The 23,066-nt window shown below is 60.1% G+C and carries 19 protein-coding genes, 3 tRNA genes and 1 riboswitch; of the genes, 1 reads left to right on the forward strand and 21 read right to left on the reverse strand.

The annotated features are described in order from the left end of the window. Positions 1-94: 94 nt before the first annotated feature. The 8 genes from mgtE to ltaE form a co-directional block, all read right to left on the reverse strand. Positions 95-1,537: a magnesium transporter gene (mgtE, locus tag ACMGF8_RS27900; protein WP_102860692.1), complete on the reverse strand. Its 1,443-nt coding sequence runs from the start codon at positions 1,535-1,537 to the stop codon at positions 95-97. A gap of 405 nt (positions 1,538-1,942) precedes the next feature. Further along, positions 1,943-2,019, reverse strand: a tRNA-Arg gene (locus ACMGF8_RS27905). Positions 2,020-2,091: 72 nt separating this feature from the next. After that, a tRNA-Arg gene (locus tag ACMGF8_RS27910) sits at positions 2,092-2,168 on the reverse strand. Between the two features lie 107 nt (positions 2,169-2,275). Beyond that, positions 2,276-2,366 (reverse strand) — tRNA-Ser (locus ACMGF8_RS27915). Positions 2,367-2,428: 62 nt separating this feature from the next. Further along, positions 2,429-2,617, reverse strand: a complete 189-nt coding sequence (csrA, locus tag ACMGF8_RS27920; protein WP_002554426.1) for a carbon storage regulator CsrA — start codon at positions 2,615-2,617, stop codon at positions 2,429-2,431. Positions 2,618-2,805: 188 nt separating this feature from the next. Next, positions 2,806-4,047 (reverse strand): aspartate kinase, encoded by a 1,242-nt coding sequence (locus ACMGF8_RS27925; protein ID WP_102860691.1) that lies wholly within the window; start codon positions 4,045-4,047, stop codon positions 2,806-2,808. A gap of 97 nt (positions 4,048-4,144) precedes the next feature. Next, a complete protein-coding gene (gene alaS / locus ACMGF8_RS27930; protein WP_416757939.1) occupies positions 4,145-6,769 on the reverse strand; it encodes an alanine--tRNA ligase in 2,625 nt (874 codons plus the stop codon). A 146-nt stretch (positions 6,770-6,915) separates the two neighbouring features. After that, entirely contained in the window at positions 6,916-7,920 is a 1,005-nt protein-coding gene (gene ltaE, locus ACMGF8_RS27935) for a low-specificity L-threonine aldolase (RefSeq protein ID WP_102860689.1), read from the reverse strand. A gap of 221 nt (positions 7,921-8,141) precedes the next feature. Continuing rightward, positions 8,142-8,312, forward strand: a riboswitch (FMN riboswitch). Positions 8,313-8,433: 121 nt separating this feature from the next. Between ltaE and ACMGF8_RS27940 the strand changes: the two genes are divergently transcribed. After that, complete coding sequence (locus tag ACMGF8_RS27940; RefSeq protein WP_102860688.1) at positions 8,434-8,943, forward strand: 6,7-dimethyl-8-ribityllumazine synthase; 510 nt, start codon at positions 8,434-8,436, stop codon at positions 8,941-8,943. A 63-nt stretch (positions 8,944-9,006) separates the two neighbouring features. Here ACMGF8_RS27940 and astE read toward each other — a convergent pair whose 3' ends face one another. The 13 genes from astE to ACMGF8_RS28005 form a co-directional block, all read right to left on the reverse strand. Further along, on the reverse strand, positions 9,007-10,017 hold the full coding sequence (gene astE / locus ACMGF8_RS27945; protein ID WP_416757941.1) for a succinylglutamate desuccinylase: 1,011 nt from the start codon (positions 10,015-10,017) through the stop codon (positions 9,007-9,009). A 12-nt stretch (positions 10,018-10,029) separates the two neighbouring features. Next, positions 10,030-10,317 (reverse strand): topoisomerase II, encoded by a 288-nt coding sequence (locus ACMGF8_RS27950; RefSeq protein ID WP_102860686.1) that lies wholly within the window; start codon positions 10,315-10,317, stop codon positions 10,030-10,032. A 57-nt stretch (positions 10,318-10,374) separates the two neighbouring features. Further along, positions 10,375-11,721, reverse strand: a complete 1,347-nt coding sequence (gene astB, locus ACMGF8_RS27955) for an N-succinylarginine dihydrolase (protein ID WP_416757943.1) — start codon at positions 11,719-11,721, stop codon at positions 10,375-10,377. A gap of 142 nt (positions 11,722-11,863) precedes the next feature. Beyond that, a complete protein-coding gene (gene astD / locus ACMGF8_RS27960) occupies positions 11,864-13,333 on the reverse strand; it encodes a succinylglutamate-semialdehyde dehydrogenase (protein ID WP_162884154.1) in 1,470 nt (489 codons plus the stop codon). Next, a complete protein-coding gene (gene astA, locus ACMGF8_RS27965; RefSeq protein ID WP_016968175.1) occupies positions 13,330-14,355 on the reverse strand; it encodes an arginine N-succinyltransferase in 1,026 nt (341 codons plus the stop codon). The genes astD and astA overlap by 4 nt, the downstream gene beginning before the upstream one ends. A gap of 85 nt (positions 14,356-14,440) precedes the next feature. Continuing rightward, the gene (gene aruF, locus ACMGF8_RS27970) at positions 14,441-15,460 is read right to left on the reverse strand and encodes an arginine/ornithine succinyltransferase subunit alpha (RefSeq protein WP_102860683.1); all 1,020 of its coding nucleotides are present in this window, start codon (positions 15,458-15,460) and stop codon (positions 14,441-14,443) included. 132 nt (positions 15,461-15,592) lie between these two features. Beyond that, positions 15,593-16,813 (reverse strand): aspartate aminotransferase family protein, encoded by a 1,221-nt coding sequence (locus tag ACMGF8_RS27975; protein ID WP_416757946.1) that lies wholly within the window; start codon positions 16,811-16,813, stop codon positions 15,593-15,595. A 411-nt stretch (positions 16,814-17,224) separates the two neighbouring features. Then, positions 17,225-18,205 carry a transcriptional regulator ArgR gene (gene argR, locus ACMGF8_RS27980; protein ID WP_102860681.1) on the reverse strand — a complete coding sequence of 327 codons (981 nt, stop codon included), beginning with the start codon at positions 18,203-18,205 and terminating at the stop codon, positions 17,225-17,227. Positions 18,206-18,317: 112 nt separating this feature from the next. After that, positions 18,318-19,082 (reverse strand): ABC transporter ATP-binding protein, encoded by a 765-nt coding sequence (locus ACMGF8_RS27985; protein ID WP_011062773.1) that lies wholly within the window; start codon positions 19,080-19,082, stop codon positions 18,318-18,320. 23 nt (positions 19,083-19,105) lie between these two features. After that, on the reverse strand, positions 19,106-20,218 hold the full coding sequence (locus ACMGF8_RS27990; protein WP_110594762.1) for a succinylglutamate desuccinylase/aspartoacylase family protein: 1,113 nt from the start codon (positions 20,216-20,218) through the stop codon (positions 19,106-19,108). A 1-nt stretch (position 20,219) separates the two neighbouring features. Further along, positions 20,220-20,918, reverse strand: coding sequence for an ABC transporter permease (locus ACMGF8_RS27995; RefSeq protein WP_102860679.1), 699 nt, complete (start codon positions 20,916-20,918; stop codon positions 20,220-20,222). Beyond that, a complete protein-coding gene (locus ACMGF8_RS28000; protein ID WP_016968104.1) occupies positions 20,915-21,604 on the reverse strand; it encodes an ABC transporter permease in 690 nt (229 codons plus the stop codon). The genes ACMGF8_RS27995 and ACMGF8_RS28000 overlap by 4 nt, the downstream gene beginning before the upstream one ends. A 92-nt stretch (positions 21,605-21,696) precedes the next feature. Continuing rightward, positions 21,697-22,473, reverse strand: coding sequence for an ABC transporter substrate-binding protein (locus ACMGF8_RS28005; protein ID WP_102860678.1), 777 nt, complete (start codon positions 22,471-22,473; stop codon positions 21,697-21,699). Between the last annotated feature and the right edge of the window lie 593 nt (positions 22,474-23,066).

A 23,066-nucleotide genomic window follows, 5' to 3' on the forward strand; every position in this document is an offset into this window, starting at 1 on the left:
AAGCCAGCCTAGTTGCTGGCTTTTTTTTGCCTGCGATAAAAGCAACGAAGCGCCATAAAGGCGCTTCGCGAATAAACCGATGTGCAAGGCTGTCTCAGAGCAGGAAGATCGTCGCCAAACCAAGGAAGATGAAGAAGCCGCCGCTGTCGGTCATGGCAGTAATCATTACGCTGGCGCCCATTGCCGGGTCACGCCCCAAGCGCGCCAGTGTCATGGGGATCAGGACCCCCATCAGGGCTGCCAACAGCAGGTTCAAGGTCATCGCGGCGGTCATCACCACTCCCAACGACCAACTCCCGTAAAGCATGTAAGCAACAACACCGATCACTCCCCCCCAGACCAGACCATTGATCAGGGCTACAGCCAGTTCCTTGCGCATCAAGCGTGAAGTATTGCCGGTACTCACCTGGTCCAGGGCCATGGCCCTGACAATCATGGTGATGGTCTGATTACCCGAATTGCCGCCGATACCGGCAACAATCGGCATCAAGGCCGCCAGTGCTACCAACTTTTCGATAGAACCTTCGAACAGACCAATCACTCGGGATGCGACAAACGCCGTGATCAGATTGATTGCCAGCCAGGCCCAACGGTTGCGCAAAGACTTCCAGACCGAGGCGAAGATATCCTCCTCTTCCCGCAGACCGGCCATATTGAGGACTTCGGTCTCGCTTTCTTCACGAATCAGGTCGACCATTTCGTCAATGGTCAAACGACCAATCAGCTTGTCGTTCTTGTCGACCACCGGAGCCGAGATCAAGTCATAACGCTCAAATGCCTGAGCCGCATCGTAGGCATCTTCATCCGGATGAAAGCTCACCGGGTCGCTGGCCATGACTTCCGCGACCTGCTTGTCCGGATCATTGACCAGTAGGCGCTTGATCGGCAGCACCCCCTTGAGCACGCCGTCGTAATCCACCACAAACAGCTTGTCGGTATGGCCCGGCAGTTCCTTGAGACGACGCAGGTAGCGCAAAACCACTTCAAGACTGACGTCCTCTCGAATCGTCACCATCTCGAAGTCCATCAGCGCACCGACCTGCTCCTCGTCATAGGACAACGCGGAGCGAACGCGTTCACGCTGCTGGCCGTCAAGGGCCTCCATCAACTCATGGACTACGTCTCGCGGCAGCTCGGGAGCCAAGTCAGCAAGTTCGTCGGCGTCCATCTCCTTGGCTGCAGCCAGGAGCTCGTGATCGTCCATGTCGGCGATCAGGGTTTCACGCACGGAGTCGGATACTTCGAGAAGAATGTCGCCGTCACGCTCAGCCTTGACCAACTGCCAGACAGTCAGGCGCTCTTCCAGAGGCAGGGCTTCAAGGATATAGGCAACGTCGGCAGAGTGCAGATCATCAAGCTTGCGCTGCAATTCGACGAGATTTTGCCGATGGACCAGGTTCTCGACCCGATCGTGATGGTGACCTTCCTGACGGTGTGTCAGGTCTTCAACCACCCGCTGGCGCTGCAGCAGCTCAACGACTTGAGCGAGGCGGTCTTGCAGGCTTTCCTGCGTTTTCTTTACTTCTACTTCGGTCATAGGCGAACTCCACTCCCAGCAGAGGAGCACGCCGGAAGGATCAATCAGTCAGTTCATGATTGTGAAAACGGGATACTGAGTAACTACTGGGTAAGTCCATGGAGGTATTCCACAAGCCCCGGCGGGGCTGACGGGCGCAATGATACACCGCTTGGCAGTTTTAAATGTTAAAAAATCGCGGCAAGAACAAGCGCTTGCGGCATAAACCTGAGTAGCGTCCGAATCTATGAGATTGCGACGCCCCGGCAGAAAAAGAAAACACACACGCAGAGAAAAAAGTTCGGCGACAGACAGGGCATTCGACTTCCGAAGATCAGAGCTGTTCCAGCCGGACGAGCAAAAGAGCGACAAATAAAACGCAGAAAGCAAAAAGCCCGCATCTTTCGATGCGGGCTTTCTGATGTATGGTGCACTCGACAGGATTCGAACCTGTGACCGCTCGGTTCGTAGCCGAGTACTCTATCCAGCTGAGCTACGAGTGCATTTTGTGTTTTTAGACCAGACCACAACTGGTTGAAACCAAGTTAACTACATTACTGCAACTAACTCTTAAATGGTGCACTCGACAGGATTCGAACCTGTGACCGCTCGGTTCGTAGCCGAGTACTCTATCCAGCTGAGCTACGAGTGCATTTGTTGCCGCGCATTATAGGCCGTTAAATCTTTTTGTAAAGCACTTTTTCTAGTAATTTCAACAACTTACAGAAAAAGCCAGATTACAACGTACTAAACAAATAATGGCGGAGAACGGGGGATTCGAACCCCCGACACCCTTTTGAGGTGTACTCCCTTAGCAGGGGAGCGCCTTCGGCCACTCGGCCAGCTCTCCGCAACACGGGGCGTATATTAACCAGCTTTCTCCCCGTTTGCAAACAAAAAAAACGATAAAAATTAATGGCTTGGTTCTTCGTCCTTCTCTTTCTTTATCCGCAGGTAAATTTCCTCACGGTGAACCGCCACTTCTTTGGGGGCGTTGACACCAATACGCACTTGATTACCTTTGACGCCGAGCACGGTCACAGTGATCTCGCCATCACCAATGATCAGGCTTTCTGCGCACCGACGAGTCAGAATCAGCATACCTATCTCCTCACGCATTACATTTTCAGGGACTACAGTCTGCAAAAAAAAGGGTGTCGGCCTACAACCTGGTCGGCTGCAGTCCTACACGCCTAAGTATTGACTAGCACGGGCAAAAGAACAGTTTTCTCCCGTGCCGATCAAAAACACAAAGGGCGCGGTCAGACCGCGCCCCTTTCAAACACTTATCACTCGCCCTGGCGGGCTGGAGCGTCAAGCTCAAACGCGGTGTGCAGCGCACGCACTGCCAGTTCCAGGTACTTCTCTTCGATCACTACCGAAACCTTGATTTCGGAAGTGGAGATCATCTGGATGTTGATGCTTTCCTTGGCCAGGGCTTCAAACATGCGGCTGGCCACACCCGCGTGGGAGCGCATGCCGACACCCACGATCGAGACCTTGGCAATATTGGTATCACCGACCACTTCACGGGCACCGATCTCACGAGCGGTGTTTTCCAGCACAGTCTGGGCCGCCAGGTAGTCATTGCGGTGCACGGTGAAGGTGAAGTCGGTGGTGTTATCGTGCGAGACGTTCTGCACGATCATGTCGACTTCAATGTTCGCCGCACTGATCGGGCCGAGAATCTTGAAGGCCACGCCAGGATTGTCTGGCACGCCACGGATAGTCAGCTTGGCTTCATCGCGGTTAAAGGCGATGCCGGAAATGATCGGCTGTTCCATGGATTCCTCTTCATCAATAGTAATGAGGGTGCCCGGACCCTCCTGAAAGCTGTGCAACACGCGCAGCGGAACGTTGTACTTGCCAGCAAACTCGACCGCGCGGATCTGCAGCACCTTGGAACCGAGGCTGGCCATTTCCAGCATTTCTTCGAAGGTGATCTTGTCCAGACGCTGAGCCTTGGGTACCACACGTGGATCAGTGGTATAGACGCCATCTACGTCGGTATAGATCTGACACTCATCAGCCTTCAGGGCCGCTGCCAGCGCCACACCAGTAGTGTCGGAGCCGCCACGGCCCAGCGTGGTGATGTTGCCGTGCTCGTCAACGCCCTGGAAACCGGCAACCACAACCACACGGCCGGCCTTCAGATCACCACGAATCTTCTGATCATCGATCTGCAGGATTCGCGCTTTATTGTGAGCACTATCGGTAAGAATACGTACCTGGTTGCCGGTGTAGGACACCGCAGGAATACCACGCTTGATCAACGCCATGGCCAGCAACGCAATGGTCACTTGCTCGCCGGTGGAGACGATCACATCCAGCTCACGGGGAACCGGTTTAGCTTCGCCACTGATCTGCTTGGCCAGATCGATCAGGCGGTTGGTTTCGCCACTCATCGCCGACAGCACAATCACCAGGTCATCGCCGGCTTCGCGGAACTTCTTCACCTTGTCGGCGACCTGCTCGATCCGCTCGACAGAGCCGACCGAAGTGCCTCCAAATTTCTGTACGATCAAAGCCATTTTCTAAGCCGCCTCAGCCCGTAAAGGGGCGCCCGTTAATCAATCAAACTGCACAGCGCATGGACCCGCCACTAGACGACGGGCCCGGCTCGGCGCCTTAAATACCCTGTTCGACAAATGGCACGGTCAGGGCCAGTGCCGCATCCAGCGCAGCAGCATCAACACCACCGCCTTGAGCCATGTCTGGACGACCACCACCCTTCCCGCCCACTGCCGCAGCGGCTTGCTTCATCAAATCACCGGCTTTGAGTTGGCCAGTCAGGTCCTTGGTTACACCTGCAACCAGTACGACCTTTTCCTCATAGACACTGCCGAGCAGGATCACTGCGCGACCGAGTTTGTTTTTCAACTGATCCACTAGCGCCAACAGCGCCTTGCCGTCCTGGCCATCAAGACGCGCAGCCAACACTTTCACGCCCTTGACGTCTGCCGCCTGGGCGGACAGATCGTCACCCGCAGCGCTGGCAGCCTTGGCCTGCAACTGCTCGAGCTGCTTCTCCAGCAGACGATTGCGCTCCAGCACCGCCGACAGCTTGTCGATCAGGTTGTCGCGACTGCCCTTGACCAGGGTCGCCGCTTCCTTGAGTTGTTCTTCCGCAGCGTTCAGGTACGCCAGGGCCGCAGCACCGGTGACCGCTTCAATACGCCGCACACCGGAAGCCACGCCGCCTTCGCTGGTGATCTTCAGCAAGCCGATGTCGCCGGTACGGTTGGCGTGAATGCCACCGCACAGCTCCACCGAGAAATCACCGCCCATGCTCAGTACGCGCACGCTGTCGCCGTACTTCTCGCCGAACAGCGCCATAGCGCCCTTCTTCTTGGCGGTGTCGATGTCGGTTTCTTCGGTTTCCACCGCAGTGTTCTTGCGAATCTCGGCGTTTACGATGTCCTCCAGCGCCTTGATCTGCTCAGGCTTGATCGCTTCAAAGTGGCTGAAGTCGAAACGCAGGCGCTGACTGTCCACCAGAGAGCCTTTCTGCTGTACGTGCTCGCCCAGTACCTGGCGCAGTGCGGCGTGCAGCAAGTGGGTGGCCGAATGGTTCAGCGAAGTGGCGTGACGCACGTCGGCGTCGACCTGAGCATCGACTGCAGCCCCCACGATCAGACTGCCCGACGCGAGTACGCCGTGGTGCAGGAACGCACCGCCGGTCTTGGTGGTGTCGCGCACATCAAAGCGCGCATTGCCGGCCTGCAGGTAACCGCAGTCACCGATCTGTCCGCCGGACTCGGCGTAGAACGGAGTCTGGTCGAGAACCACAACCCCCTCTTCGCCTTCATTCAGTACGTCGACCGATTGCCCTTCTTTATAGAGAGCGACCACTTTGGCCGAACCGCTGGTGGCGTGATAGCCGGTGAACTCGGTGGCCACATCGACCTTGACCAGGCTGTTGTAGTCCATGCCGAAGGAACTGGCGGAACGGGCACGTACCCGCTGGGCTTCCATCTCGCGCTCGAAACCTTCCTCATCGAGGGTCAGGCTGCGCTCACGGGCGATGTCACCGGTCAGGTCCATGGGGAAACCGTAGGTGTCGTAGAGCTTGAACACCACGTCGCCCGGCACTACCGAGCCTTCGAGTGCCGCCAGGTCCTGCTCGAGGATCTTCAGACCCTGCTCCAGGGTCTTGGCGAACTGCTCTTCTTCAGCTTTCAGCACACGTTCGATATGCGCCTGCTGGGATTTCAGCTCTGGGAAGGCTTCGCCCATTTCGGCCACCAGGGCCGCGACGATCAGGTAGAAGAAGCTGCCCTTGGCCCCCAGCTTGTTGCCGTGACGGCAAGCGCGACGAATGATCCGGCGCAGTACGTAGCCACGGCCTTCGTTGGATGGCAGTACGCCATCGGCAATCAGGAAGCCACAGGAACGGATGTGGTCAGCCACGACTTTAAGCGAAGCCTGGGCATCGTTGGTGCAACCGATGGCCTTGGCCGCTGCGTCCAGCAGGCTCTGGAACAGGTCGATTTCATAGTTCGAATGCACATGCTGCAGCACCGCGCTGATCCGCTCCAGGCCCATGCCGGTGTCCACCGACGGTGCTGGCAGGGGGTGCAGCACGCCATCGGCGGTGCGGTTGAACTGCATGAACACGTTGTTCCAGATTTCGATGTAACGGTCACCGTCCTCTTCAGGCGAACCGGGTGGGCCGCCCCAGATATCGGCGCCGTGATCGTAGAAAATCTCGGTGCAAGGGCCGCAAGGGCCAGTATCGCCCATGGTCCAGAAGTTGTCGGAAGCGTAGGGCGCGCCCTTGTTGTCACCGATGCGCACCATGCGCTCGGCCGGCACCCCGACCTCGTTGGTCCAGATGTCGTAAGCCTCATCGTCGCTGGCGTAAACCGTGACCCAGAGCTTTTCCTTCGGCAGGTTCAGCCACTTGTCGGAGGTCAGGAAGGTCCAGGCGAACGTGATGGCGTCACGCTTGAAGTAGTCGCCGAAGCTGAAGTTGCCCAGCATTTCGAAGAAGGTGTGGTGACGAGCGGTATAACCGACGTTTTCCAGGTCGTTGTGCTTGCCGCCGGCGCGGACGCACTTCTGGCTGCTCACAGCGCGGGTATAAGCGCGCTTTTCCTGGCCCAGGAAGCAATCCTTGAATTGGTTCATCCCCGCGTTGGTGAACAGCAGGGTGGGGTCGTTGCCTGGGATCAAGGAGCTGGAGGCTACACGGGTGTGGCCTTGCTCTTCGAAGAAGCGGAGGAAGGCTTCACGGATTTCTGCGCTTTTCATTAGGTTCTTCCACGGAGACTGCGGCCAAAGGCCTGTGCGCAACGTCAACAGACGAAACGACGGCAAAGGGCCGCATTATATCGGCGTTAATCACTTGGTACAGCGTGTTTGTACGATACAAACAGTCAATTGGACGGAGAACACTGTCAGTTACGGGAAAACTCGGCAAAAGTGCGCACCACTTGTTCGATTTGCCCGGAACTGACATCCAAATGGGTCACCAGACGCAGCCGTGACGCGGCACTGAGGCTGATCCCTCGCTCGGCGGCGAACGCCTTGAGGGCTTCGGCCCTATCCCCCATCTGCACATACACCATATTGGTCTGCACCGGCTCGACACTGAAGCCCGCCTGGCTCAGCCCCTGGGCCAGCAGTTGCGCATTGGCATGGTCATCCGCCAGACGCTGTACCTGATGCTCCAGGGCATACAGCCCCGCTGCCGCCAGCCCACCGGCCTGGCGCATGCCACCACCGACCATCTTGCGCAGGCGCCGCGCCTTGCCGATCAGTTCACGGGAGCCGCACAACACCGAGCCCACTGGCGCACCGAGTCCCTTGGACAGGCACACCGATACCGAATCGAAGTGTTCGGTGATCACCCGGGCATCCACCCCCAGCTTCACCGCCGCGTTATACAAGCGCGCACCATCCAGGTGCAGGGCCAGCCCCCGCTCACGGGTAAAGGCCCGGGCCTGGGCCAGGTAAGCCAGGGGCAGCACCTTGCCCTGCATGGTGTTTTCCAGGGCCAGCAAGCGTGTGCGGGCAAAATGAAAGTCATCAGGCTTGATCGCGGCCGCCACCTGATCCAGGTCCAGGGAACCGTCGGCCTGTAGCTCCAGCGGCTGAGGCTGGATCGATCCCAGCACCGCGGCACCACCTCCTTCATATTTATAGGTGTGGGCCTGCTGGCCGACGATGTACTCATCGCCTCGCTCGCAGTGGGCCATCAAGGCCAGCAGATTGCTCATGGTGCCGGAAGGTACAAACAGGGCCGCGGCAAATCCCAGGCGTTGTGCCAGTTCCGCCTCCAACTGATTGACCGTCGGGTCTTCGCCGTAGACATCGTCTCCGGTACGGGCGCAAGCCATGGCCTCGAGCATGCCGGGAGTCGGCTGGGTCACGGTGTCACTACGAAGATCGATCACGCTCATCACATCTGGCTCCAACTACGGGGGACCGCAAGGTCCGCGCTGAACAGGGGGAATTCCCTTTCGAAACGAATTACTGCGGCCCCACGGCCGATTAATCAAGCAGCAACTGTAGAAAACCTTGTGCCACAGGGTGAAAAATCTGATGAACATTATCCAAAAGGCACAATGCTTCCCCGCCAAATCTGTGTTAAAAACTCACCGCCCGCGAAAAACTCGCGGGCAATCGTTCTCAGGGCGGGGTGTAATTCCCCACCGGCGGTAATTGCGCGCAATGTGCATAGCCCGCGAGCGCTTGGCGATGCCCGTGGCAAGTCCACAGGTGCCAACAAGGTCAGCAGACCCGGTGTGATTCCGGGGCCGACGGTCATAGTCCGGATGAAGAGAGAACGGGATTGGCGCCAAAGGGCCGCTGCCGGGCAGCTCGTGGGAAATCCACGGCCGTTCTGCGCGCCCCCTTAAATCCCATTCGATTCATATACGCCCTGTTTTTCATACAAACAGGAGTCAGAACAGATGCAACCCACCGCAATCGATAGCAAAAGCAAACACCACCCCAACGAGCGTATCGCCTTTATCCAGGCCTGCTGGCACAAGGAAATCGTCGATCAGAGCCGCCAGGGTTTCGTCGCGGAAATGCTCGCCCAGGGTTATCAGGAAAGCGATATCGACTTCTTCGAAGTCGGCGGCGCCTTCGAGATTCCTCTGCACGCCAAACTGCTGGCCAAGTCCGGTCGCTACACCGGGATCGTCGCTGCGGGGCTGGTGGTGGACGGCGGCATCTACCGCCATGAGTTCGTCGCCCAGTCGGTGATCAGCGGCCTGATGCAGGTGCAGTTGGAAACCGAAGTGCCGGTATTCTCCGTGGTGCTGACCCCGCATCACTTCCACGCAGGCGAAGAGCATCAGAAGTTCTTCTTCGAGCACTTCGTGCACAAGGGCCAGGAAGCGGCAAAGACCTGCGCCGATACCCTGCAGAAAGTTCGCGCCCTGCGCCGTAACGAGCAGCGTGCGGTAGCGGTTTAAACGTTAGCGATATCGCCGGCAAGCTGGCTCCTGTGGGGGCTCGGCTTGCCGGCGAACGCTCCTTCAGGCCAGGCCGTCAGCCGATGCCGGCACAATCAGAATCCCCGCACGCAGGCCGTTCTTGACCTTGGGATTGGGAAAAATGATCCGCGCGCCCTCTTCCTCGATGACCCAACGGGTCTGGGCGATATCCTCGGCCAGCAGGTAACCCACTTCCAACTCGGAAAAGTTCTCGACGTCCGCCGGCAAATGCAGGTGGAAGCTGTCGCTGTGCTTGATGATTTCCCGCGCCACGCTGAACAGTTTCAAGCCATCGAGGGTGTCCTGTTCGGGCTCTGGCTCGGTGCCTTCGATGATGTGCTTGAGACGGGTTTCCAGGCGCTCGACATTGACCCCCTGGTTCTGCCCGAACGGCCGTGCCTTGCCCAACTCCAGGGTGAAGGACTCGGCACCCAGTTGATCGTAGGTGTAGGCGCTGAAGACAATGGAAGGCTTGTTCTGCAGCAGCACCGCCTCCATACCCCCCGCCCGCAGGCGCGCCAGTTCACGGCGCGAATGCTGACGCCCATCCTTCCACGGATAGAGGGCAAACTGCTCGATCTTCGAGCCACGGATCGCCGTGTGCAGATCGTAGTGCAAGCGTTCACGCCCCGGCAGGTTGAAGAAGCTCGCCGCCAGACGTTCCAGCTCGCAAGCCCGCAGGGCTTCGAAACCACTGCTCAATTCATGCCGACCGTTGAACAGCCGATTGACGTCCTGCTCGACGAATCGCTCGCCACGGCGCATGGCCTCGGGGTTGCCGAACAGGAACAGAATGCGCGCCCTGGGCTTCAAATCGCCCCGGGCAATGTCATGCAACAAACGGTCGAGCAGCTCGATGGGGGCTGTCTCGTTGCCGTGGATACCGGCGGACAGCAACAGGTCCAGACCGTTATCCCGAGCTTCAGGCGGCCGTACTTCCAGGGCGCCCTCGCTCAGCCAGCGCATGCGCACGCCGTCGACAGTCAGTTGAGTCTTCTCTGCCGGTTCACGGCCGGCGAGGGTCAGTTCAAGCAGTTTGCCGAGGGCGAGCATAAAGCGGCTTCCTTAGTGAGCGTGACCGCAGTCAGGGCCATGCACGTGATCATCTTCACCAGCGTCGGCCGGTTCCATTTCCAGTTGCAGGCTGACCAGGTTGGTTGCCAGCGGACGCAGCAACAGGCTGGCGTATTCGGCATCGCCCTCTTCCACGTCCACGCCGATCAGCAATTGGCCACGGCCGTCCTGCTGGATCCACACTTCCTTGCCCTGCCACAGCACCGCGAAGCGGGTGCAGGAGGTTTGCAGTTGGGTGCCGTCGGTGTCTTCAAGGATCAGTTGCAGGGTATCGCTCATGGGGGTCGTTCTCATCTGGGGTGAAGCGGCGCGCCCGGGATCGCCGGGCGCGGGCTTTCAATTGATCTGGAAGGGATAAACCGCGCCCAGTTTAAGGATTTGCGTCAGTTCATCCAGTGCCGTCCGGCATTCAAGCAACAGCTGCGGGTCCGCCAGATCACTTTCACTGAGGCGGTCGCGGTAGTGCTTGCCGACCCACTGGGTCAGGGTGTCGTACAACGGCGCGGTCATGATAACCCCAGGATTGACTGCCGCCAGCTCGGTTTCATTCAGCGCCACTCGCAGACGCAGACAAGCGGGGCCACCGCCGTTCTGCATGCTCTGCTTGAGATCGAAAACCTTCACTTCGCGGATCAGGCCACCCGAGCTGGTGAGGCTTTGCAGGTACTGCCAGACCCGCTCGTTGCTGCGGCATTCTTCCGGCACGATCAGCAGCATCGAACCATCGGCACGGGACAGCAGTTGGCTGTTGAACAGGTAGGAGCGCACGGCATCTTCCACCGTCACCTGCGAGCGCGGCACACAAATCGACTGGAAGTTGCCGCCGCGCTTGCCCAGTTTGCCCTGCAGTTCAGCGAGTATCTTCTCGGTCTCGAGGAAGGCGTCCTCGTGATAGAACAGCACCTCGCCATTGCCCACGGCGATCACGTCGTTGTGGAACACGCCCTGGTCGATCACCGAGGGATTCTGCTGGGCATAGACCACACCCTCCTCGCTCAGGCCATGCAGACGCGCCACGGCTTGCGAGGCTTCCAGGGTCTGACGTGCCGGGTACTTCTGCGGTGCCGGGTAGCGGTTGTCGAACGCGCTGCGACCGAAAACGAAGAACTCGACACCGGCCTGGCCGTAATCACGGCAGAAGCGGGTGTGGTTGGCCGCGCCTTCATCACCGAACTGCGCCACCGCCGGCAACGCGGCGTGATGGGCAAAGTGTTTCTGGTCGGCGAACATCGCCCCCAGCACGCGGCTGGTGGTCGGATGCTCGATGCTGCGGTGGTATTTGCAGTTCAAGTTGGCGGCGGTGAAATGCACGCGGCCATCGGCGGTGTCGGCACTCGGGCTGACGGTGGCGGCGTTGGCCACCCACATGCTCGATGCCGAGCAACTGGCGACCAGCAAGGGCATCGCCTGCTGGGCCGCTTGCTGGATGACTTGCGCATCAGTCCCGGCAAAACCCAGTTTGCGCAAGGCCGCAACATCAGGCCGCTCCTGCGGGGCGAGCACGCCTTGCTGGAAGCCCATTTCCATCAGCGCTTTCATTTTCGCCAGGCCCTGCAGCGCCGCTTCCTTGGGATTGGAGCCCTGCTGGCTGTTGCTCTGGGAGGCGACGTTGCCGTAGGACAAACCGCCGTAGTTATGGGTCGGCCCCACTAGACCGTCAAAATTGACTTCATAGGATTTCATCAGCGAGGCTCCACGAATCTGTTTGTTATAGGCATCGGTATCTACACAGGGCGCGCGTTTCGCGCTCGTTCGCCAGCCAGCCGGCTCCTACATATCTGCAAGAGCCGGCTGGCCGGCGAAGAGACCATAAAGGCCTCTCGAATCAGGACAAGCGCACACCCGGCGTCAACGCGCTCGGCAGCACCAGGCTCGGGGTTTCCAGGGAAGCCACCGGATACGCGCAGTAATCCGCCGCGTAATAGGCACTGGCCCGATGGTTGCCCGAAGCCCCAACACCACCAAACGGCGCGCTGCTGGCGGCACCGGTCAACTGTTTGTTCCAGTTGACGATCCCGGCACGGCTCTGCAGCCAGAACTGCTGGTAACGCTCGGCAGAATCCGACAACAGACCGGCAGCCAGGCCGTACTGAGTGTTGTTGGCCTCGGCAATGGCCCCATCGAAATCAGCGTAGCGGATCACTTGCAGCAAGGGCCCGAACAGCTCTTCATCGGGACGCTCAGCCACTGCCGTCACATCCAGAATGCCTGGGGTCAGCAAAGCGGCCTGAGCCTGGGGCTGGGTCATTTCCAGCAAGGCCACGGCGCCATTGGCCAAAAGTTGCTGCTGCGCATCCATCAGCGCGCGAGCCGCGCCCAGGGAAATCACCGAACCCATGAACGGCGCCGGCTGCTGGTCATAGGCACCGACATCAATGCTTGCGCTGACCGCCACCAGGCGCGCCAGCAACCCATCACCCCAGGCGCCTTGTGGCACCAGCAGGCGGCGGGCGCAGGTGCAGCGCTGGCCGGCCGAAATGAAGGCCGACTGGATGATGGTGTACACCGCCGCATCCAGATCAGCGACCTGATCCACCACCAGCGGGTTGTTGCCGCCCATTTCCAGCGCCAGGATCTTGTCCGGACGCCCGGCAAATTGCTGGTGCAGATGATTGCCGGTGCGGCTGGAACCGGTGAAGAACAAACCATCGATACCCGGATTGGCGGCCAGGGCGATACCGGTTTCCCGGGCGCCTTGCAGCAGGTTGAGGACGCCTGCCGGCAAGCCGGCTTCGATCCAGCACTGCACCGTCAGCTCGGCGACTTTCGGCGTCAGCTCGCTGGGTTTGAACAGCACGCTGTTGCCCGCCAGCAGCGCGGGAACGATGTGCCCGTTAGGCAAGTGCCCCGGGAAGTTGTAAGGGCCGAACACCGCCACCACGCCGTGGGGCTTGTGTCGCAGCACAGCGGTGGCGTCGCCCAAGGGGCCGCTCTTCTCGCCGGTGCGCTCGCGGTAGCTTTGCACCGAGATGGCGATCTTGTTGACCATGCTGGTGACTTCGGTGGCGGCTTCCCACAGCGGCTTGCCGGTTTCCTCACCGATGCAGCGGGCCAGTTCGTCGGCCCGCGCCTTCAGGCTGGCGGCAAAGGCCTCGAGCACGCTGATGCGCTCTTCCAGAGAGCGCTTGGCCCAGGCCGGAAACGCCTGGCGGGCGGCCTGCACGGCGCTTTCCACTTGCGCGGCCGTGGCGCCGTTACCGGACCAGATAACCGCCTGGGTCACCGGATTGACCGAGGTGAAGGCTTCGCCCTGGCCGGCCAGCCATTGGCCAGCGATGTACAGCGTGCTCATTATTTCGACTCCCGAGAAGCAGACAGCGGAACCGCGCGGACCTGGTCGCCGGCGTTGAGTTGCAGGCGTTTGGCGGTCAGAGGATCAACCACCAAGGTGCCCGCGGCGAAGCGTGCAGGCGCCGCAGTGATGCGGCAGTCCTCGCGTTTACGGTTGTGGATCAGGAACGGCGTGGCGTCGTCGCCTGGGGTGCCGATGGCCAGCACCAATGCCTGGCTGTCACGTACCGCGCGGATCTTGCTGGTCTCGCACTCCACCGCCGGGCCGGCGTCGAAGATGTCGACATAGCCCTGGTAGCTGAAACCTTCACTCTTGAGCATGGCCAGGGCCGGCTCGGTGTCGGTGTGGACCTTGCCGATCACGTTGCGTGCATCCTCGGACAGGAAGCAGGTGTACAGCGGAAACTTGGGCATCAGCTCGGCGATGAACGCCTTGTTGCCGACCCCGGTCAGGTAATCCGCCTGGCTGAACTCCATCTTGAAGAAGTGCCGGCCCAGGCTCTCCCAGAATGGCGAACGACCATTCTCATCAGACATGCCGCGCATCTCGGCAATGATCTTGTTGCCGAACAGCTGCGGGAACTCGGCAATGAACAGCATCCGCGCCTTGGCCAGCATGCGGCCGTTGAGGCCGGTGCGGTAATCGGCATGCAGGAACAGCGAGCACAGCTCGGAGTTGCCGGTCAGGTCGTTGGCCAGGAACAGCGTGGGGATCTCGCGGTAGATGTTCAGCTCCTGGGAGGCGCTGACCGTCAGGCCGACCCGGAAGTTGTACCAGGGCTCGCGCAAGCCGACGGCGCCGGCGATGGCGGAAATCCCCACCACCCGGCCGTTGTCGTCTTCCAGCACAAACAGGTAGTCCGCATCGCCACGCTCGGCTTCGCCGCGAAAGGTCTTTTCCGCCCAGCCAACCCTGTGAGTCAGGCGCTCTTCGTTGGCCGGCAAGGTGGTGAGGCCGGTGCCGGTGCTGCGGGCCAGGTCGATCAGCGCGGGTAAATCGCTGCTGCGTACGGGACGAACGATCATGCTATCTCCTCAGACGCAGGCCGCTGATGGCCTGCGCGAAACTCGCTGCTTTCCAGGCATGCTTTCCAGGTAATGGAAGCAGGCTTTAAACCGCCACCAGACGCACGCTGGCACCTTCGCCGACGCCCAGGGCTTCGGCGGCTTGCAGATCCAGGGTGACCGGTTTGCCCGGGGCGTAATCCAGCTCCAACAACACCGCGCGGTAATCCTGCAACTGACCGTTGGACACCAGGTACTGACGACCACCGCCCTTGAGCGCTTCGCCAATCTTCACTGGCACCACGCGACTCTGAGCAATGGAGCGGATTCCCGAAACCCGTGCATGCAAGGTCGGACCGCCGTCGAAAATGTCGATGTAGTGATCGGTCTCAAAACCTTCGCGCATCAGGATGTCGAAGGTGATCTGCGCCCGCGGGTGCACCTGGCCCATGGCTTCCTGGGCGGCGTCCGGCAGCAGCGGCACGTAGATCGGGTAATGAGGCATCAGCTCGGCAAGGAAGGTCCGGCTCTTCAGGCCGCACAGGCGCTCGGCCTCAGCGTAGTTGAGGTCGAAGAAATTACGCCCGATGGCGTCCCAGAACGGCGAATCACCGTGCTCATCGCTGTAGCCGACGATCTCGGTCACCACCGAATCGGCGAAACGCTCCGGGTGGCTGGCAACGAACAGCAGGCGGCCCCGGGAGTTGAGCTCCGACCAGGGCGATCCCACCAGCTCCGGCACCACATAGAAACTGGTCAACAGACTGTTGCCGGTCAGGTCGTGGCACTGGGACAGGACGTGAATCTTGTTATGGATCTTCAGCTCGCGGGACGCATGGACAAAGGTTTCATTACGGAAGCTGTAGAACGGCTCGGAATAACCGGCGGACGCGACGATGGCCGAACACCCCACCAGCTTGCCGCTGTCGGTGTCTTCCAGGACGAAAAAGTAGCTTTCCTCACCGTTGAAGCTCACTTCAGCAGCGAACGAAGCCTCGCTTGCAGCGATCTTGTCGCTCAATCGGTCCACATCGTCCGGCAAGGAGGTGACACCAATCGGGCTGTCTGCAGCCAGACGCTGTACCTCGCCCAGATCAGCCATTTGCGCGGGGCGCATCACCAGCATGGTGTCACTCCTTACTCTAAAACAGGTCGGAAACCGTCCGACTCAGGGAAAAAAATGCCGGGACAGCCCGGCACAGGAATTAGGCTCGACGCCGGCCACTAAAGCCGACGCCGAGAAGTACTGCTACCTGGATCAGGCTTGAGTCAGTTTCGCCACGGCGCGCTCGAAGCGGTCCAGGCCGGCGTCGATATCGGCATCATCGATCACCAGGCTCGGGGCAAAGCGCACCACGTCGGGACCTGCTTGCAGAATCATCAGGCCTTCTTTCTCGGCAGCGTTGAACACGTCCTTGGCCTTGCCTTTCCAGGCTTCGCTGAGCACGCAACCGAGCAACAGGCCCAGGCCGCGGACTTCAGTGAACAGGCCGTACTTCTCGCCGATCTGCAGCAGACGGGTCTTGAAGCGATCGTGCTTGGCCTTCACGCCATTGAGTACCTCGGGGGTATTGATCACATCGATCACCGCCTCGGCCACGGCACACGCCAGCGGGTTGCCGCCGTAGGTGGTGCCGTGGGTGCCAACCACCAGGTGCTTGGCCAACGCTTCGGTGGTCAGCATCGCCGCGATCGGGAAGCCGCCGCCCAGGCTCTTGGCGCTGGTGAGGATGTCCGGAGTCACGCCGTAATACTGGTAGGCAAACAGCTCACCGCTGCGGCCCATGCCGGTTTGTACTTCGTCGAACACCAACAGCGCGTTGTGCTGATCGCACAGCTCGCGAGCGCCCTGCAGATAGGCCAGTTCGGCCGGCAGCACGCCGCCTTCGCCCTGGATCGGCTCCAGCACCACGGCGCAGGTCTTGTCGGAAACCGCGGCCTTCAGAGCAGCCAGGTCGTTGTACGGCACATGGGTGATGCCGGTGATTTTCGGACCGAAGCCATCGGAATACTTCGACTGGCCACCGACGTTCACCGTGAACAGGGTGCGCCCGTGGAAGCTGTTCAGCGCGGCGATGATTTCGTACTTCTCGGCACCGAAACGATCGTGAGCCACGCGACGGGCCAGCTTGAAGGCGGCCTCGTTGGCTTCTGCACCGGAGTTACAGAAGAACGCGCGCTCAGCGAAGGTGGCGTCGATCAGCTTGTGGGCCAGACGCAGGGCCGGCTCGTTGGTGAACACGTTGGACACATGCCACAGTTTATTGGCCTGCTCGGTCAGAGCCCCCACCAGCGCCGGATGGACGTGGCCCAGTACGTTGACCGCAATGCCGCCGGCGAAGTCGATCAGCTCCCGTCCCGACTGATCCCAGACTCGAGACCCCGCGCCGCGCACAGGAATGAAAGCCGCAGGTGCGTAGTTGGGAACCATCACCTGGTCGAAATCGGCGCGTTGCACCGGAGCTTGCTCAACGGACATCGGAGTCTCCTGAAGAGGAACACCCGCCTGAAACTGGCGAGCGATGGAGGGATTGTAAGGACAGTTTTGTGCCCGGCCTTGTCGCCAAGCGACAACTTCTTATAGCGCCAACCCAGGTTTTACGCGGGTTTATGGCAATGCGACAAATAGCGTCGCAAAGGCGCAGTTTAAACTGCGCAAGGCTCTAGCGGCAGATTCGCCGGGCAATTTGCCCAAGGTAATTACCCAGGTAGTTATCCAGATAGTTATCCAGGTTGCTATTCAGATTGCTATTCAGATAGTTACGTGGCGAGCGGCCCCAAACCTCGAAACGGTTATCGGCACTGCGACCACAAGGCGTCGATCGGGATGTTGCGCGGTGAGCGGGTTGCCCGTGGGATTGGCCGGCAAGCCGACGCCTAACGGACGGGGTCAGCCGCGCTCGGCTGGTACGGAGGAGAGTTCGAACGGGCTGCTGCTGCGCCGTTGATTGCGATCTTCACGGGGGGTGGCGCCAAAGAAATTGCGGTAGGCACTGGAGAAGTGCGGACCGGAGGAGAAGCCGCAGGACAGGCCGATCTGAATGATCGACTTGCTGGTCTGCATCAGCATCTGTCGGGCCTTGTTCAGGCGCAGTTCCAGGTAATACTGGCTGGGCACCCGATTCAGGTATTGCTTGAAGATCCGCTCCAACTGACGTCGGGACACACAGACATGCTGGGCAATTTCGTCGGTGGTCAGCGGTTCTTCGATATTGGCCTCCATCAGCAGCACGGCCTGAGTCAGCTTCGGATGGCTGGAGCCCAGACGGTTCTGCAGCGGAATCCGCTGACGCTCGCCGCCCTCGCGGATGCGCTCCACCACCAGTTCTTCCGACACCGCGCCGGCCAGCTCGGCACCGTGATCGCGCGCCAGCACCGCCAGCAACAGATCCAGCACCGACATGCCGCCACAGGCCGTCAGGCGATCACGATCCCAATCGAACAGATGGCTGGTGGCAATGACCTTGGGGAAACGTTCGGCAAAATCGTCCTGCCAGCGCCAGTGCACCGCCGCCCGATAACCATCGAGCAGACCCAGTTGGGCCAGCGGGTAAACCCCGGCGGACAACCCCCCAATCACACAGCCGGCACGCACCAACTGCTTGAGGGCGCTACTGAGGGTCGAACTCATCGGTGCCGGCGGCTCATCGGCCAGCAGGAACAACTTCTGACAACCTTCAAGCTTGCCCGCCCAAGGCTCCCCCGGCAGTTGCCAGGCGCCTTCGACTGGCGCTTCGGCCTGCAGGAATGCCAGCTCATAGACCACGTCCGGGTGCACCCGCTGGGCAACACGCAAGGCCTCCTCGGCCAGCGCCAGCGTCAAGGCTTTAGTGCTGGGCCAAATCAGGAAACCAATTCGATGGGCAGTCATGGCGGGCAATCCGAAACGAAAACAGTGTTAGAAGCCAAGGGCGGCAGCACCAAGTTAGACCATCTGGCGCGCGGTGCGCAGCATGACCTAATTTGGTGCATAACGGCAGCTATTACTTGAGGCTGCCGGAGAGGAATTGTTGCAAACGTTCTGATTGCGGGTTCACCAGCACTTCCCGCGGGTTGCCGCTTTCTTCCACCACGCCTTTGTGCAGGAACACCAGCTGGTTGGAGACTTCACGGGCAAAGCCCATCTCGTGAGTCACCACCACCATGGTCCGGCCTTCCTGGGCCAGGGCCTGCATGACCTTCAACACGTCACCCACCAGCTCAGGGTCCAGGGCCGAGGTCGGCTCGTCGAACAGCATGACTTCCGGCTCCATGGCCAGAGCCCGGGCGATAGCCACGCGCTGCTGCTCACCACCGGACATGTGCCCCGGGTAAGCATCCTTGCGGTGCGCCACACCCACCTTGGCCAGATAATGCTCGGCCTTCTCGCGAGCCTCAGCCTTGGACACACCCAGCACATGCACCGGTGCTTCCATGATGTTTTCAATGGCGGTCATGTGCGACCACAGGTTGAAGTGCTGGAACACCATCGACAGGCGCGAACGCATGCGCTGCAACTGCTTGGGATCGGCGGCCTTCAGCGCGCCATCCTTGTTGGCCACCAGCTTCAACTCTTCGTTGTTCAGCAGGATCTTGCCGGCATGGGGCTGCTCCAGCAGGTTGATGCAGCGCAAAAAGGTACTTTTGCCCGAGCCACTGGAGCCGATGATGCTGATCACATCGCCAGCTGCGGCCTTCAGGGACACACCCTTGAGCACTTCGTGACTGCCATAGCGCTTATGCAGGTCTTGGACTTCAAGTTTGTACATGCGGTCGGTTCTCACAAAAACAGTCAGTCGTTGAGCAAGCGCCCGTGACGCAGCGCTTCGCGCCCCGCCACCTTGGCCAGCCAGAAACCGGGTTGGGCATAACGCAGCCGCTCAACGGCGAACAACACGCCGCTGGTGCCAGCACACACCGTACTGACCCGATCGGATAGGGGATCAATCACTTCAAAAATCGGTTCGCCCACTTCCACCCAGCTACCGGCCGGACGCAGAAAGCTCACCACGCCGGGGTGCGGCGCATACAGCAATTCGGTGCCTTCGAACGGCATGGCTTCACAGGCTTCACGCCCGGGCGCCGGCCATTCACCAGCGATCAGCCCCTGCTCGGCGAGAAACGCCAGGATGCCAGCGGCATGCGCCTCGGCCTGAGGCCGCCCGGTGTCGGCCTGACCGCCCAGTTCCAGAGTGGTGGCCAGGCAGGCCAGGGGGATCTGCGCCTCGGGAAACTGTTGCGACAGACGCAACCAGGGCAGCGAGCAGGCTTCATCGAACGAGCTGCCACCGGAATCTTCCGCCAGCAACCCGACCTTCACATCCAGGTGCGCCGCCAGGGAGCGCCACTGCGGCCAATGCTGCGGCAAGGCGTACATATGCAGCGCCGCCTCGGTATCGCAATGCAGGTCCAGCACCACATCCGCCGTGCAGGCATGACTCAGGAGCACCCGCTGCATGCCCTGCAACTGGCTGGCGGCCGGCGGTAATTCGGACAGCACTTCGCTCATGGCCTGACGGATCAAGCGCACATTGGCGTGAGGATCATCCCCCAGGCGCCCTTCCAGGCGCTGGGCCACAGGCCCGCTCAACTCGACGAAGTCGCGATTGAAGTTCTTGCCGCTGCCAGCCTCGAAACGCCCCTGATGATTGCCTTGCAGCAACTGCCCCAGCCCCAGCGGATTGGCCACGGGCACCAGCTCGATAACACCGTTGAGGGCACCCTCGGCTTCCAGTTCGGCCAGGCGCTTCTTCAGCTCCCAGGCGGTGCGCATGCCGGGCAACTCGTCGGCATGCAGACTGGCCTGGATATAGGCCTTGCGCTCGCCACTGCCGAAACGGAACACCGAGATGCTGCGTTCGCTGCCCAGGTGGCTCCAGGGCAATGGATGATCGATACGCTGCATATCAGTGCTTCCGCGGTGCCAGGTAGCGCAGCCAGCGGCCTTCGGCCAGCTTGAACAGGCGCACCAGGATGAACGTCAGGCACAGATAGAACACACCCGCAGTGATATAGGCCTCGAACGGCAGGTAGTACTGCGCGTTGACCGTGCGCGCCGCGCCGGTGATGTCGATCAGGGTCACGATGGAGGCCAGACTGGTGGTCTGCAGCATCATGATCACTTCGTTGCTGTACTGCGGCAGAGCCCGGCGCAGGGCCGATGGCAGGAGAATGCGGCGATACATCTTGTAGCGCGACATGCCCATGGCCTTGGCCGCCTCGATCTCACCGTTAGGCGTGGCCTTGAGGCTGCCGGCGATGATTTCTGCGGTGTAGGCGCTGGTGTTGACGGCAAAGGCCAGGCAGGCACAGAAGGTCGCACTGGACAGCCAGGGCCAGAGGAAACTCTCACGCACCGCTTCAAACTGGGCCAGGCCGTAGTAGATCAGGAACAACTGCACCAGCATCGGCGTGCCACGGATTACATAGGTGTAGAGCCAGGCGCTCATGTTCACCAATGGCTGTTTGGACACCCGCATCAGCCCCAAGGGCAAGGCCACCAGCAAACCGAAGAACAGCGACAGTGCCAACAGCTTCAGAGTGGTCAGCAAGCCGCTGAAGTACAGCGGCAAGGCGTCATAGATGACGTTGTAGTCGAAGATCATAGATCAGCCGCCCTTACGCCTACCGAGTAGCGCTTCTCAAGGTGACGCAATGCCAGCAACGAAACACTGGTGATCACCAGGTACATGGCCGCCACTGCGAGGAAGAAGGTGAAAGGCTCGCGAGTGGCGTCTGCCGCCTGCTTGGCCTTGAACATCATGTCTTGCAGGCCCACCACCGAAATCAGCGCGGTAGCCTTGGTCAGCACCAGCCAGTTGTTGGTGAAGCCGGGAATCGCCAGGCGAATCATCTGCGGCACCATCACCCGGAAGAACACCTGGAAGCTGCTCATGCCGTAAGCCATGCCCGCTTCGGCCTGCCCCTTGGGAATCGCCATGAAGGCGCCACGGAAGGTTTCCGACAGGTAGGCACCGAAGATGAAACCCAGGGTGCCGATACCGGCGGCCAGCGGATTGAGGTCGATGTAATCGTCGTAGCCCAGCAGCGGCGCCACACGGTTCAGCAGGTCCTGGCCGCCGTAGAAGATCAGCAGGATCAGCACCAGATCGGGAATGCCACGGATCACCGTGGAATACAGATCGCCGAGCCAGGCCAGCCAGCGCACCGGCGAGAGGCGCAACGCGACCCCGATCAGACCCAGAACAATGGCCAGGGCCATGGACGACAAGGCGAGCTGAAGCGTCAGCCAAGCGCCATCGAGGATGACAGCCCCGTAGCCTTTCAACATGATTCAGGTCCTCGAAAATTGGGATGAAAAAATGGCGCAAACTTCAGAGATTCTGCTGCTTGCGCCATCTCGGACTGACTGTTTCGACGGTCTTACTTGCCGTAAATGTCGAAGTCGAAGTACTTGTCCTGGATTTGCTTGTACTTGCCATTCTCACGAATGGCAGCGATGGCAGCGTTGATCTTGTCCAGATCGGCCTTGTCACCCTTGCGCACAGCGATCCCTACGCCATCGCCGAAGTATTTGACATCAGTGAAAGCCGGACCGACGAAGGCGAAGCCTTTGCCGGCGTCGGTTTTCAGGAAACCGTCATTCAACAGCGTAGCGTCCGCCACGGTGCCGTCGAGGCGACCGGCCGCCACATCCAGGTAGATTTCGTTCTGCGAGCCGTAAGGCTTGATCTGTGCACCCAGCGGCGCCAGGACTTCACGAGCGAAACGCTCGTGGATCGAGCCACGCTGTACGCCGATATTCTTGCCTTTGAGCTCAGCCAGGCCATCGCTGACCTGGGTACCGGCCTTCATCACCAGACGGGCCGGAGTGTTGTAGTACTTGTTAGTGAAGTCCACGGACTTCTTGCGATCGTCAGTGATCGACATGGACGAGAGAATGGCGTCGATCTTGCGCACTTTCAGCGCCGGGATCAGGCCATCGAACTCTTGCTCGACCCATACGCACTTGACCTTCATCTCTTCGCACAGGGCATTGCCGATGTCGTAGTCGAAACCGACGATGCTGCCATCCGGCGCCTTGGAGGCAAACGGAGGGTAAGCCGCTTCGATACCAATTTTCAGCGGCTTTTCATCGGCGAAAGTCGGCAAGGACAGCACGGACAGTGCCAGGGCGCCAAGAAGCACGAGTTTCTTCATCTTAGAACTCCATCGGTAAAGGGCGAAAACGGCAGAGTGAGCGACAGCCCAATATGCGAATGGGTGAAACCTGAATTGCCGCGCTGCGTCCCGGGAACTCCGCAGAGGACTCACACACAGGCAGCGACGAGCGAGTGACCGGCATTCTAACGACAGGCTGGAAGCCGATATTTCCTCAATGCGACAACAAATTACAGAAGCATTGAGAATGCCGGGGCAGCACATTGACAGCTCTTCAAATCTATGCAAGAGCAAAAGACAGTAAACCGATCTATGTTGCAAATTGCGGGCCTATTATTCGCAAAGCCTTCTATTCCGGCAAGCGCAGCGTGATGACTTATTTTTTGTAAGGGTATAAAAGGCCCCGGAATAGGGCCGGGCGTTTCCCTTTGCCCCGAAAGTGAGCGCGGGGTTACATCTCCGGCAACATCGGTAACATTCGTATGCGCTCGCCGGAAATATCCGATATTTATTCGCCCCTTTTCGCTGACAAGCCAACCCCCTGCAACAACCACGCAGCCCTGCAGCAATCAGCTTGCCGGCGCATCACGTGGCCACAAAAAAGCCCCGCCCGGCACAAGGCCGGACGGGGC

It is taken from the genome of Pseudomonas sp. BNK-7 (assembly GCF_048072025.1).
In the GTDB taxonomy this organism is placed as follows: domain Bacteria; phylum Pseudomonadota; class Gammaproteobacteria; order Pseudomonadales; family Pseudomonadaceae; genus Aquipseudomonas; species Aquipseudomonas danubii.

Excerpts from the sequence above, each read along its gene's own strand:
- mgtE (WP_102860692.1), bottom strand. The coding sequence starts at position 1,537 with ATGACCGAAGTAGAAGTAAAGAAAACGCAGGAAAGCCTGCAAGACCGC.
- csrA (WP_002554426.1), bottom strand. The coding sequence starts at position 2,617 with ATGCTGATTCTGACTCGTCGGTGCGCAGAAAGCCTGATCATTGGTGAT.
- ACMGF8_RS27925 (WP_102860691.1), bottom strand. The coding sequence starts at position 4,047 with ATGGCTTTGATCGTACAGAAATTTGGAGGCACTTCGGTCGGCTCTGTC.
- alaS (WP_416757939.1), bottom strand. The coding sequence starts at position 6,769 with ATGAAAAGCGCAGAAATCCGTGAAGCCTTCCTCCGCTTCTTCGAAGAG.
- ltaE (WP_102860689.1), bottom strand. The coding sequence starts at position 7,920 with ATGAGCGTGATCGATCTTCGTAGTGACACCGTGACCCAGCCGACTCCC.
- ACMGF8_RS27940 (WP_102860688.1), top strand. The coding sequence starts at position 8,434 with ATGCAACCCACCGCAATCGATAGCAAAAGCAAACACCACCCCAACGAG.
- astE (WP_416757941.1), bottom strand. The coding sequence starts at position 10,017 with ATGCTCGCCCTCGGCAAACTGCTTGAACTGACCCTCGCCGGCCGTGAA.
- ACMGF8_RS27950 (WP_102860686.1), bottom strand. The coding sequence starts at position 10,317 with ATGAGCGATACCCTGCAACTGATCCTTGAAGACACCGACGGCACCCAA.
- astB (WP_416757943.1), bottom strand. The coding sequence starts at position 11,721 with ATGAAATCCTATGAAGTCAATTTTGACGGTCTAGTGGGGCCGACCCAT.
- astA (WP_016968175.1), bottom strand. The coding sequence starts at position 14,355 with ATGATCGTTCGTCCCGTACGCAGCAGCGATTTACCCGCGCTGATCGAC.
- aruF (WP_102860683.1), bottom strand. The coding sequence starts at position 15,460 with ATGCTGGTGATGCGCCCCGCGCAAATGGCTGATCTGGGCGAGGTACAG.
- ACMGF8_RS27975 (WP_416757946.1), bottom strand. The coding sequence starts at position 16,813 with ATGTCCGTTGAGCAAGCTCCGGTGCAACGCGCCGATTTCGACCAGGTG.
- argR (WP_102860681.1), bottom strand. The coding sequence starts at position 18,205 with ATGACTGCCCATCGAATTGGTTTCCTGATTTGGCCCAGCACTAAAGCC.
- ACMGF8_RS27985 (WP_011062773.1), bottom strand. The coding sequence starts at position 19,082 with ATGTACAAACTTGAAGTCCAAGACCTGCATAAGCGCTATGGCAGTCAC.
- ACMGF8_RS27990 (WP_110594762.1), bottom strand. The coding sequence starts at position 20,218 with ATGCAGCGTATCGATCATCCATTGCCCTGGAGCCACCTGGGCAGCGAA.
- ACMGF8_RS27995 (WP_102860679.1), bottom strand. The coding sequence starts at position 20,918 with ATGATCTTCGACTACAACGTCATCTATGACGCCTTGCCGCTGTACTTC.
- ACMGF8_RS28000 (WP_016968104.1), bottom strand. The coding sequence starts at position 21,604 with ATGTTGAAAGGCTACGGGGCTGTCATCCTCGATGGCGCTTGGCTGACG.
- ACMGF8_RS28005 (WP_102860678.1), bottom strand. The coding sequence starts at position 22,473 with ATGAAGAAACTCGTGCTTCTTGGCGCCCTGGCACTGTCCGTGCTGTCC.